We start from the raw sequence: 12,547 nt of genomic DNA on the forward strand, positions 1-12,547 counted from the left end.
AATTAGAGAATAAAACAGCGCTAATGAATGGATAATAAGGGGTAAGTAATGAACATGTCGAGGGTGAAAAAATGAGTGAGGGTTTAGTTGTTGTTGTACGTTCGCTGATCGGGTTCTTTTCCCTGTTTATTTTTGCGAGAATTATTGGCAAATCTCAAATCAGTCAGCTGACTTTTTTTGATTATGTTCTGGGGATTACGATTGGCTCCATGGCGGCTTCGTTAGCAACCGATCTGTCCAGCAGAGCGTGGCCCCATTGGGTGGCCTTGATAACATGGGCTGCTCTGGGATACATCATGGAAAAGATTACGGTGAAATGGCTTTATGCAGCTAAAGTTTTAGAAGGGGAGCCAGTCATCGTCATTATGAACGGTAAGATTATGGAAAATGTGCTAAGAAAGATGAACTATCGTGTAACCGAGATTATGGGACTTCTCCGCAACAAAGGGATTTTCGATGCCAATCAAGTGGATTTTGCCATACTGGAACCTAATGGCCAGCTCTCTGTATTGCAAAAGCCGGAGTATCTGCCTTTAACTCCTAAGGATATGAAGATGAAAGCTTCTTTTTCAGGCATTAGTTCTGAACTGATCTATGATGGTATAATTATTGAGCAAAATTTAAGGCAGCTTAAAAGAGATGAAAAATGGCTTCGTAAAGAGTTGAAAAAACAAGGGATAAAGGATGTATCGGAAGTGTTTTTTGCCTCCCTGAATCCCGCGGGCAGCCTTTATGTCGATCTTTATGAGGACCGCTTACAAAATCCTGTGGACATAGGGGATTATAAAGGACCTTACTAAGGAGAGAAAATTCATGAGAAAGTTTTTAGTGATTGGTATGCCGATAATTACCATTGCGTTCTTTGTTCTCATAATGCAAAGCGGAAATTATTTGAAAAATCCACTTGGAAATGAAATGGGGATACCGGAAAGGATAGAGCAGATTATCCAAGAAATCCAAACAGAAAATTGGGATTCAGCCAAGAATCATTGGGATAATTTATCTAAGGACTGGGATAAAGTCGTTAAGCGTGTCCAGTTTAGTGCGGAACGCAATGAGATCAATGATTTCACCGTAAGTATTGCCCGCTTAAGAGGAGCGATAGAGGCCCAGGATAAATCCAGCGGTCTGCAGTTGCTCTATGAGGCCTATGAACACTGGGAAGATCTTGGGAAATAAAAATGCCCTTCTGAGCTAGTAAGCCAGAAGGGCATTTTGTTTCATCTAATCCTCAGGAGGGATTAGCCACCGCTGGTAATGACGGGCATCAGCCCAGGTGTAAGATAGGCTTCCAGGAAGATAATCACCATAACGATAAGCAAAAGATAAACGGAATACTTGGCCGTTTTACGGAAGATTTCATTTTCTTTGCCAATCAATCCCGTCGCAGCACAGGCAATAGCAATGGATTGAGGGGAAATGAGTTTACCCATAGACCCCCCCAGCAAGTTTGCCGTGACGGTCAGAACCGGGTTCATACCAAGCTGAGTAGCGGTAACTTTTTGCAGCATTCCAAACAGGGCACCTGAAGAGGTCACGGATCCGGTAAGGAATACACCAAGCCATCCGAGAACCGGAGAGAAGAAGGGGAAAAGCATACCCGTCGAGGCAAAGGCTAAGCCAAGGGTAAAGGACATTCCGGAATAATTGGCCAACCAGGCAAGACCGAGGACGGACATAACTGTAATCAGGGAAAAAGCTAATTGTTTCATGGTTTTCCCAAAAACTTTGACGGCGGTAGAAGGAGATATTCTCAAAATAAACAGGGTGATGATAGCCGAGATGAGCATTGCCGTTCCAGCATAACCAAAAATATCCCATTTATAGCTGGCGGCATAGATCGTGGGTTCGGAGACGATGGGAGCGGCTTGCATAACAAAGCCGTGAAGACCCGGCCATTCTTTAATATTGATGAACCATTGGAGATCATTTGCGACAAAGCTCTTAAACTGGGGGGTTCCCCAGATTCCCATTAAAATCATGAGTACGAGATAAGGAGACCATGCTTTAAAGATCTGTCCGCCGGAGTACTGATGCTGAGCTACTTTGGGAACCTCCGGATCATTTTCAAAACGCCATAGGGTTTTGGGCCTCCAAACTCTAATGAAAAATGCTGTGGCGACTATGGAAACAACGGAACCGACTACGCTGGGCAGCATAGGACCATTAAATTTGGCCAGAAAATAGAAGGGGATGGCAAAACTCAGTCCACTCACAAGGGCTGCTGGAAGGACTTCTTTGGTCGCTTTCCAACCACATAGAACAAGAAGCATGGCAATGGGGATAATAATACAGAATAAGGACATATTGATAGCTAATCCATGAGCCAGTACAGCATCACTCATCGAGGTTACCTTACCCATTGTAATAGTAGGCGTTCCCACAGGACCAAAGGGTACAGGAGGAACATTGGCAACCAAGCAGATTACAGCTGCCGGTAAAGCCGGGAAACCCAGACCGATAAGTATGGCGGCAGCTACAGCGACAGGAGCACCTTGACCGGCGGCCCCTTCCATGAAAGCAGAGAAGGAAAAGGCAATGAGCAGGGCTTGTAGACGTCGGTCGCTGGATAAGGAGGCAATAGAACCTTTGATGACATCAAAAGCCCCCGCCTCAACTGTCAGGTTATAAAAGAAGACAGCCGTAATAATGATCCAGCCAATAGGAAATAAACCATTCATAATACCAAGAATCGTAGCGGAGAACGCCACACTAACAGGCATGTCATAAAGGAGCACTACATCCACAAAGGCAATGATAAGAGTCAAAACACCGGCAATATGGCCCTTCATCTTCTTAATGGCCAACGCCCAGAAGAGGAAGAATATTGGGATAGCAACGACAAGGGCTGTTAGAAATAAATTGTCCCCAAGGGCAGTATAGTTTTGAGTCCATGTCATAAAGGATCCGCCTCCATCTTCTTCTATTCAGTTTTCATTAAAAGAAAACACCTATGGTCCCATACACAGCCCTCCTTTGTTTTGATAGACCTTATCCGCAATTTAAGGATAAGCGAAGAAAATTAGGGTAAAGACTTGTAATTAGACGAAAGTGTTCGTTTTATAGTCATATGGCTGAATGGTCATACCATTAAAAGAAAGTGTACTCTTTCACTATTATTTTATATTTTTCATGCTCATAGTCAATATAATTGTATCGACAATAATTCTATAATTATATAAAATTATCAATATTTCGACAGACAATTCACTATTACTACCTAAAACTCTTTATGGAAATTTGTGTGTATTCAAAACAATTCATGCGTATGGTATTATAGGAATGAAGTTTAATTTAATATGAATGATAAAGTTAACATAGGAAGGAACTTTTAGGTATGATGATAAAATCAAGAGACGCTAAAGATTTAATGGATAGTTTAATACCAATGGGAATGATTTTTGGCTGTGCTATTGGTGTAATTATTGGCATGTTTTTCAAACCAAGCTTTCTAGTATTTACAGTTGCTTTAGGAACTGGAATAGGCTATCTATTTGGAGTCGCTGCTTTTGGAATTTATAGTAAGAAAGGAAAGTCATAGTTTGAGAAGATGAATAACAGAACTATATATACCTTAGAAGCATGCTAAATACAGCATGCTTCTTTTTGTCCAATCGATTGATCATTATAGTCAATAAAACATAAGCCCATGGAATGCCAGGTTCCATGGGCTTATCTAAAGGTCCGGAGCTTTTGAGCCTTATTTAATCCTTAGGTATAGGGGTAGTGAAATAACCATAGATTCCTTGGAAAATACCTGCCGCTACATTTTGGCGGAACGTTGAATTTTGGAGCCGCGCCTCTTCATAGGGATTGGATATGAAGGCTGTCTCGACAAGAATCGCTGGAATCTTTGTATTGCTTAAAACGTAAAATCCTAATTGCTTTACCCCCCGGTCTTTGGTGTTGATCGTGCTGATGAGGGAAGTGCGGACATTGCTGGCAAGATGAAGACTTTCGCCGTTCTTGGGATTCGCCGAAGAATAATAGACCGAGGTACCACTTACTTCAGAATTAGTAAAGGAATCATTGTGAATACTGATAAAAAGGTCGGCATTACAGGAATTGGCCAGAGCCACACGGGCCTTAAGATCCTCTAATTCCGTATATACCGGAGCAGTAGAGGGTGAACGGTCATCTTCGCGGGTCATCAGAACTTCCGCTCCCGCTTGAGTCAGGATATCTTTTAAAGCAAGGGCGATGGGTAAGGTGTTATTTTTCTCGTGGGTTTTGGATGGCCCCGAAGCCCCGGGATCCGGTCCGCCATGACCAGGGTCGATCATAATCACTTTTCCAGCTAAAGCGTACTCAGGAATACCGGCAAAAGGATCCACCAGGACTTCCTGGGAAGGATCATAATCGGTGTTGGCAGGCGGAGTAGGGTCTTCTGGGTTATTAGGTTCCTCTTCTTGCGGAGGCTCTTCGCTCTTGATTTCAGAAGGCAGGGCGGGGAATTCCCTCAAATTCTCCTTATATTTAGAAGATGCTTTGCCTTCAATAATGGACTGAGCCGTTGAACTAATTACTCCTGAACCACCTAAGATATAGACTGTCCCATTAACACTTAAATCTATGGTTATCTCAGGAAGAGTATCTTTACTGGGGGGATTCGGTTTGGTATCAGGGTTTTTAGCAGTGGAGTCCTCTGGTGTATCGTCCTTGATATTTTCCACAATATCGACATACTCAGCGGATACCCAGCCGGTATGGGATTCAAAACTTATTTTGTACCACCCGTTTTGCTCTTCATTGATTTCAAAAAGGGTGTCCACCGGAACTGTCGATATTTTTTCTCCGGTGGAGGAAGGGGAAGTTCTGAGGTTCAGACCATTGGCAGCTGTGATGATGCCATTTTTTTTGGCAGGTGGAGAGATTAATGATACATATTCTGCGGAAATCCAGCCTGTCTTGGATTCATAAGTGGTTTGGTACCAGCCGCTTTGTTCAGCGAGGATCTGAATGGTTGCGTTTTTAGGAATAGTCACTAATTTATCCCCGGTAGAGGAAGGATTATTTCTCAGGTTCAGGCCATTGTCGGCGGTAATCATTCCTTCGAGTTTTTTCGGCTCAGCAGGCTTTACAGGCTGGTTATCTGAATCCGATGAATTGATAAGGGTCAGATAGTCTGCAGCAACCCAACCGGTCTGGGAATCATAAGTAGTCTTATACCAGCCCTCTTGTTCCTCAAGCAGGGGGACTGTTGTTCCTTGGGGGATAGTAACAATCTTTGCTCCGGAGGAGGAGGGGCTTTCACGAAGGTTCAGTCCACCGGAGGGTGTGATTTTCCCTTGCTTGGGCTGGGTCGCTGGAGTTTCCGGGCTCTGACGAGGGGGCTCCACTTTCATGTGTTCGCGCATGTATGTATAAACAGGGGCCGGGATATCTTCTTTTTCGCTCAATAAAAGAGGAGCCTTATATTTTGCAGCCAGAACGGTTCCTGCTACCGCATCAGGAAAAGTAATACCCGATGCTAAGAAGAGATCGTCGGTTTCATAGGAATCCTTCACGAAAGAAATGACGGCAGCGTTGGTCTCATAACGATTCTGGCCGCCGAGGCGGGTTTCTATAGAAAAACCATGATTCGTAAGCCCCTCAGAAGGTATGGCATTCTCTCCGCCAATGACAATAAGTTGACTGGGTTGGGTTTCTTTCAGATAATTCAGGACGGATTCCGGCGTTTTTTTCGAAGTGAGGATGATGGGAATCTGCTTTATCCCGGCAAAGCTTGCCGCCGATAAGGCATCAGGAAAGTCATCCCCATTGGCAAGGATAACGGTATCATTGGGAACCCGCTGGGCAAGGTGGATGGAGGTTTCGTAACGGTTTTGGCCACCGATTCGTTCCACCGTGATCGGAAAATCGAATTTTCCCAAGTCCTCTTCAATGGTGGGTTTAAGCACTCCTGTTCCTCCCAGGAGGATCACCTTGCTTGGCTGCAGGCGTTTGATCTCGTCCCGAACCCTTGAATCCAAAGCGGTACCTTGGGTAAGAAGGATCGGAGCATTTAGACTAGCAGCAAAGGGAGTGGAGGCAATAGAGTCCGGGAAATCAGCATACTCACAAAGAATTACAGTATCAGCTGAGGTCCAGCCCTTTTCAGATATACTTAGGGCTGTTCCAACCCGATCCTGGCCGGATAGTCGCTCTATCGGATAAGCCAAAGGGCTGGCGTAGACGCTTATAGAAGCACTTACCACAAGGGTAAATGAAGCAATTAGAGTAAAAATTACCTTTTTCACTATTTCATCCTTTCTTATGACCTTTTACGTCGATTATACCACACTATTTACCTGGTTTAGAACGAAATATGTAAAATAGGAAAAAAGGACCATACCTTATACATAAAAGGGTTCGGTTATCTCACATACTATCTAAGACTAAACTTTGGAGTGTGAAACTATATGAACCATAGTGAAGAAATACGGGCTTGGCAACGAATCGTTTATTACATCCTGGGCGTCATTGAAGTCTTGTTAGCTTTCCGCCTCATCTTTAAACTTCTGGGAGCAAATCCGGCCAGCGGATTTGTATCCGGAATCTATTCCTTGACGAATCTGTTGATGAGTCCTTTTCTGGGAATTTTCCACACCGCTTCTGCCCGAGGGGTTGAGACTCAGGCTATTTTAGAACCGGCTACCCTTGTCGCTATGATTGTCTATGCGGTGATAGGCTGGGGAATAGCTAAATTGATCGAGATTATGAAACGGCCCAATCAAAACCCAAAATAAAAAAGGCAGTTAAACATCAAAGGACATTACATAGTCACGATGACTCAATGTAATGTCCTTATTATTTCAACCTTATTGTTCTAAATAAGGATTGCAGGGGGCTATTTTTCGTCCTCATAAAAGGAAAATGTTTAGTGTTTAGCGAAAAAGAGAAAAATACTCCATAAAAAAACTGTATGGTATAATAGTAAAGCTTGCCACATTCATTTGTTGGCTATTTATGGTAGTATGATCAAGTTATCTATTTGCCGGTTTGACGAAAGGGAGGAAGTAGTTTGTCCATGGATTCAAAATATAATGCTGAATCGATTCAAGTCCTGGAAGGTTTGGAGGCTGTGCGCAAACGTCCGGGTATGTATATTGGTTCTATAGGGAGCAAAGGGCTGCACCATTGCGCCTGGGAAATCATCGATAATGCTATCGATGAAGCGGGGGCCGGTTTTTGCACCCGCATCGAAGTCACTCTCAATGCTGACGGCTCTTTGACCGTGCTGGATAATGGCCGGGGGGTGCCGATTGATATTCATCCTGTCAAGAAGATTCCGGCAGTACGGCTGGCCTTTGAGCAACTCCATGCCGGAGGGAAGTTTGACGGCCAATCCTATAAAACCTCCGGAGGCCTCCATGGCGTCGGGGCCAGCGTTGTCAATGCCCTGTCCTCCTTCTTAGTCGTGGAAGTGAGCCGGGAGGGGAAGATCTTTCAACTGGAATATGAAGGCGGAGGGAAACTGAAATCCGATCTTAAGGTCATTAAAAAGGGGATTAAAGGAAGCGGTACGAAAGTCACCTTTAAGCCGGACCCGCTGATCTTTAAAGAGACCACATCCTTTAAGTTTGACACCTTGCGCAGCCGGCTGATGGAGCTTGCTTTCCTTAATCCCGGCTTAACGATTGTGTTAACAGACCATCGCAAAGAGCCGAAAAGTGAAACCTTTCAATCCAAGAATGGAGTCATCGGCTTTGTTGAACACCTTAACAAGGAGTCCGATTATAACCCCGTGCATAAAAAGCCTATCTTCTTCAAGGGAGAAAAGGATGAAATTATCGTTGAATGTGCGATTCAATACAACGATGGGGAAGATGAGCACCTTCGTTCCTATGTCAATAATATTCCCACGGATGAAGGGGGGACTCATGAGTCGGGATTCCGTACGGCTCTGACCAAAGTCTTTAATGCCTATGGCAAGAAAAACAACATCTTCAAAAAGGATGAAAGCCTGATTGGGGATGATCTTAAGGACGGCTTAACCTGCGTTCTTTCCGTAAAAGTCCGTGAACCCCAATTTGAGGGGCAGACTAAAACCAAGCTCTCCAATACAGAGGTGGAGGGTATCGTACAATCCCTGACCAATGAGGGGATCAGTACCTTCTTTGAACAGAATCCGGCCGTGGCCAAGGATGCCATCAATCGGGCATTGACCACTTGTCTGGAGCGTCTGGCGGCTAAGAGAGCCAAGGAGTTGAAGAAGAAAGCCCGGGACGCTGAAGTCAAAGCTCTTAGCGGCAAATTAGCTGCCTGCAGTGAAAAAGATCGCAGCCGCAATGAACTCTTTCTTGTGGAGGGGGATAGTGCGGGCGGCTCGGCCAAGACTGGAAGGGATCGCCGTTTCCAGGCTATTCTTCCTTTAAGAGGGAAGGTCATTAACACCTATCGGGCCAAGATGGATAAAGTCCTGGAAAATGAAGAGATCCGCAGTATGATCACAGCCATCGGAGCAGGTATCGGTAAAGAATTTGAAGTGGATAAGTCCAACTACGCCCGTGTCTGCATCATGACCGATGCCGATATTGACGGAGCTCATATCCGGTGCTTGCTGCTTACCTTCTTTTATCGCTATATGAAACCCCTTATTTTAGGAGGGAAAGTCTATATCGCTCAAGCACCTTTGTATAAGGCAGAAAAGGAAAAGGGTAAGGTGGTCCGCTACGCCTATGACGAGGCTGAGCTGAAGGATGCCTTAAGGGAATTGGGTAAAAGCGCCAAGATTCAACGGTATAAGGGATTAGGGGAAATGAATCCGGAACAGCTCTGGGAGACCACCCTAAATCCTGTCAATCGCCGCATGATCCAGGTGACCATCGATGATGCTTTGGAGGCGGAGCGGAAACTGAAGATCCTCATGAGCGAACAAGTGGACCCCCGCCGGGAGTTCTTAATGGAAAATATCGTATTTACGGAAGATGATATGTAAATTCAACTTGAGGTGAAAGAATGAGCATTCCTGAAGAAAATATAACCCAGCGCTCCCTGGAAGAAGTTCTGCCGGAGAGCTTTCTGGGCTATTCCAAACATGTGATCTTACAGCGGGCTGTTCCTGATGTCCGGGACGGCCTCAAGCCTGTTCACCGGCGGATTATCTATGCCATGGACGAGCTGGGTATGAATCCTGATAAACCCTACAGCAAATCCGCCCGCCTGGTAGGGGACTGCATGGGAAAATATCACCCCCATGGGGATTCCTCCATCTATGATGCCGCGGTACGTATGGCCCAGCCTTGGGCTACCCGCTATCCTTTGATTGACGGACAAGGGAATTTTGGCTCCATCGACGGGGATGGTGCAGCGGCCATGCGTTATACGGAGATGCGCATGACTCCTCTTTCCCAGCTGATGACCCAGGATATTGAAAAGAACGTTATTCCTTTTAAGCCTAATTATGATCAGCGCCAAAAAGAGCCCATCGTCTTACCCAGCCCCTTCCCGAATCTCTTAGTGAACGGCGGCTCGGGAATCGCCGTGGGCATGGCCAGCAATATCCCTCCCCATAACCTGCGGGAGGTCGTAGCAGCCCTGATCTTCCAGATCGATCATCCAGATGTCACTTTAGAACAGTTGATGGAAAGGATCAAGGGACCGGATTTTCCTACCGGAGGCCTGATTATCGGTTCCCAGGGCTTTACCGAGGCTTACCGGAGTGGCCGGGGGAAAGTGATCATGAGGGGAAAAGCGGTCATCGAGTCCGGGAAAAACGGCAAAAATCTCATTGTCATTACCGAGATTCCTTTCCAAGTCTCCAAATCCACCTTGGCTGCCAAAATAGAAACTCAAGCGGAAAATGGCAAGATCGAAGGAATCAGTGAAGTCCGGGATGAATCAGACCGGGAAGGGATACGCCTTGTGGTGGAGTGCAAAAAAGACGCGGATCCCAAACAGATCCTGAAGCTTCTCTATAAATACACCCAGCTCCAGGAAACCTTTGGTATCATCAACCTGGTCATTACCGAAGAAGGAACACCCCGGGTATTGGGGTTAAAAGAGATTAATCGGTCCTATCTTCAGCATCGCAAAGAAGTAGTTATACGCAGAACGGAATATGAACTGGAAAAAGCCAAAGCCCGGGCTCATATCCTGGAAGGTTTGGTCATCGCCATTAATAATCTGGATGAAGTCTTACACATTATCCGTTCCAGTAAAACTCCAACCCTGGCCAAGGCTGGTTTGATCACCCGGTTTGAATTCTCCGAGGCTCAGGCCCAAGCCATATTGGATATGAGGCTTCAGCATTTAACCAATCTTGAGCTGGATGGTATCCGCAAGGAATATGCGGACATCTTAAAACTAATCGTTGATCTGGAGAGCATTCTGGCTGATGTGAACAAAGTCTATGCTATCATCAAAAATGAACTTAAAGAGATCGCTGATAAATACGGGGATGATCGCCGCACTTTGATTCTTCCTGAGGATGCGGGGGACGACATCGATTTTAGCGCCTTTGAAGAGCCGGAAAAACCCATGGAAGTCTTACTGACGAAGAAGGGGTTCATCAAACAGATGCCCACCCCAACCCGGAAGAGCCAGATTAATGCCGTTGCTTTTGCCTTTAAAGACGGGGATGTAATATCGGAACAGCTGTCCTGTACATCAAAGGATACCCTCTTTTTCTTCACCCACAATGGCAAATACTATGATGCCAAAGCAAAATTAGTTCCTGAAGGAGGAGCCAAGGATAAGGGAAGAGCCGTCAATAACCTGTTCCCCTTGCCGGAGGAAGAGCGCATCGTTGCCATGCTTTCCTTAAGAGAAGGCAAAGAAGGACAGCACTTTGTCTTTGTCACCAGGGATGGGCAGGTCATGAGAAGTCCGGTAAAAGATTTCCTCAACGCAAGAACTCCCGAGGCCATGGGCTTAAAGGACCAGGATGAAATCATTAAGGTATTCCTCAGCGAAGGGGAAGGAGATCTGTTCTTAGCAAGTTTTCAAGGCCAGGCCATACGTTTTGCCGAGGCTGAAGTGAATCCCATGGGCCGGAAATCCCGAGGAGTGAAAGGCATGACCTTAAACGCAGAGGACTATGTGGTGGATGCCCTCCTGATTCAACCCGCCGCTGACGGGGAGGAAGGAGATCTGATCACGGTGACTGAGCAAGGATATGTTAAGCGGACTTCCTTTGATGAATATAAACCCCAGGGCCGTGCCGGACGAGGGATAGCCATTGCCAAGATTGATGCTGAAAAGACAGGGTATCTGGTCTCCTTGATCCCTATCGGACCTAAAGAAGATAAGATCCTGCACATCATTCAAGCCGGCGGTACGGTGACCCATGTGGAAGCCCAATCCCTGAAGAGGGAGTCCAGGGTAAAGAGCGGGGCCGGATTGGTCAATGTGATTATTAATGATTATATCGTTCATGTAGTATAGCCAAGTATTTCGAAAGGCTGGACGTTCTTTGTCCGGCCTTTACTCTTACCCTTAACCTACATATCCTCATGGACAATAATAAAAATAGTCTGGGAGGGGAGGAGGTTTGGGAGATATGTTGAATGAAGAAAGTAGCGACTTTCAGTATGATCCTTAAAGGACTGGAGAGTGATAGAATGAATCAGGATCTCAACGCAAGGCTGGCCCAAGCCCAACAAGGCTCTGCCCGTCTGCAGAAGATTGATGCCATGCTTAAGGAGTTGCGAGGGGAGCTCCAGGAACTCGAAACCCATGAAAAAAAGCTGAAAAGGATTTTGGAGCAAGAGAATATTGATGTAGAAAAGCTGGAAAATAAAGGTCTGGCCGCTTTTTTCTACTCAGTGATGGGAAATTTAGAGGAGCGGATCGAGAAGGAGCGGAGTGAGGCCCTTGCGGCCAGGCTCAAATACGATCAAGCTTTGAAAGATATTGAAGAAGTCCATTCCGGTATAGCCAAGCTCTCTTTGGAGCGGTTGAATTATGTTGACTGCCCCTTAGAATATAAGGATCTTTATGCCCAAAAGCGAAAAATGCTCCTGGAAGAGAAGGGAGCAAAAGCTCAGGAAATCATTGCGCTTACTGATGAGGTATCTCACAGGCGCATTAATCTTAAGGAAATTAATGAAGCCATTGCGGTGGGAAACCGGGTTCTCGATAGTCTTAACAATGCTCTGGGTAGTCTTTCAAGTGCGGAAGGGTGGGGAACTTGGGATCTTCTCGGCGGGGGAATGATTTCCGGCCTGGCTAAGCACTCCCATATTAATTCTGCCCAAGCCGAGATTGAGAAAACCCAAAGTCTCTTACGTCAGTTTAGAACGGAGTTAACAGATATCCGCATTGGCACGGACTTAAATCTTAAAACAGAAGGATTTATCAAATTTGCCGACTTCTTCTTTGATGGAATCATTGCGGACTGGTTTATGCAAAGCAGAATTAATGAATCCCAAGCCAGCGTCGAAAACATCAAAAACCAGGTGCAAATGATTATAGAAAAACTGCTGGAAATGAAAGCACACGAGAGCGAATGTCTCCAACGGCTTGATGGGAAAATAAGTGAACTCATTGTCAAAGGATAGGTAAGATTGATGGTATAGAAATACCACCGGCGGTAAAGATAGTGAAGATATAAAGAGGTGATTGC

Annotated in this window: 9 protein-coding genes; 7 read left to right on the forward strand and 2 right to left on the reverse strand. The window is 45.5% G+C overall.

From position 1 onward, the window contains the following. Positions 1-71 precede the first annotated feature (71 nt). Entirely contained in the window at positions 72-800 is a 729-nt protein-coding gene (locus DESDE_RS10520) for a YetF domain-containing protein (protein WP_014793992.1), read from the forward strand. 13 nt (positions 801-813) lie between these two features. Beyond that, positions 814-1,179: a DUF4363 family protein gene (locus tag DESDE_RS10525; protein ID WP_014793993.1), complete on the forward strand. Its 366-nt coding sequence runs from the start codon at positions 814-816 to the stop codon at positions 1,177-1,179. A 62-nt stretch (positions 1,180-1,241) separates the two neighbouring features. On the opposite strand, the gene DESDE_RS10530 is transcribed toward DESDE_RS10525, so the two are convergent. Beyond that, positions 1,242-2,900: an L-lactate permease gene (locus DESDE_RS10530; RefSeq protein ID WP_014793994.1), complete on the reverse strand. Its 1,659-nt coding sequence runs from the start codon at positions 2,898-2,900 to the stop codon at positions 1,242-1,244. 437 nt (positions 2,901-3,337) lie between these two features. Here DESDE_RS10530 and DESDE_RS10535 point away from each other — a divergent pair, with 437 nt between their 5' ends. After that, entirely contained in the window at positions 3,338-3,541 is a 204-nt protein-coding gene (locus DESDE_RS10535; RefSeq protein ID WP_014793995.1) for a hypothetical protein, read from the forward strand. A 163-nt stretch (positions 3,542-3,704) separates the two neighbouring features. Here DESDE_RS10535 and DESDE_RS10540 read toward each other — a convergent pair whose 3' ends face one another. Then, positions 3,705-6,239 carry a cell wall-binding repeat-containing protein gene (locus DESDE_RS10540; protein WP_014793996.1) on the reverse strand — a complete coding sequence of 845 codons (2,535 nt, stop codon included), beginning with the start codon at positions 6,237-6,239 and terminating at the stop codon, positions 3,705-3,707. A gap of 162 nt (positions 6,240-6,401) precedes the next feature. Here DESDE_RS10540 and DESDE_RS10545 point away from each other — a divergent pair, with 162 nt between their 5' ends. From DESDE_RS10545 to DESDE_RS10560, 4 genes are all read left to right on the forward strand, one after another. Then, positions 6,402-6,728 carry a YggT family protein gene (locus DESDE_RS10545; protein WP_014793997.1) on the forward strand — a complete coding sequence of 109 codons (327 nt, stop codon included), beginning with the start codon at positions 6,402-6,404 and terminating at the stop codon, positions 6,726-6,728. 275 nt (positions 6,729-7,003) lie between these two features. Further along, positions 7,004-8,920: a DNA gyrase/topoisomerase IV subunit B gene (locus tag DESDE_RS10550; RefSeq protein WP_014793998.1), complete on the forward strand. Its 1,917-nt coding sequence runs from the start codon at positions 7,004-7,006 to the stop codon at positions 8,918-8,920. 20 nt (positions 8,921-8,940) lie between these two features. Then, positions 8,941-11,367: a DNA gyrase subunit A gene (gene gyrA / locus DESDE_RS10555; RefSeq protein WP_014793999.1), complete on the forward strand. Its 2,427-nt coding sequence runs from the start codon at positions 8,941-8,943 to the stop codon at positions 11,365-11,367. A 122-nt stretch (positions 11,368-11,489) separates the two neighbouring features. Next, the gene (locus tag DESDE_RS10560; RefSeq protein ID WP_014794000.1) at positions 11,490-12,482 is read left to right on the forward strand and encodes a V-type ATP synthase subunit I domain-containing protein; all 993 of its coding nucleotides are present in this window, start codon (positions 11,490-11,492) and stop codon (positions 12,480-12,482) included. Positions 12,483-12,547: the final 65 nt, after the last annotated feature.

Origin of the sequence: Desulfitobacterium dehalogenans ATCC 51507 (assembly GCF_000243155.2) — a bacterium.
Taxonomy (GTDB): Bacteria; Bacillota; Desulfitobacteriia; order Desulfitobacteriales; family Desulfitobacteriaceae; genus Desulfitobacterium; species Desulfitobacterium dehalogenans.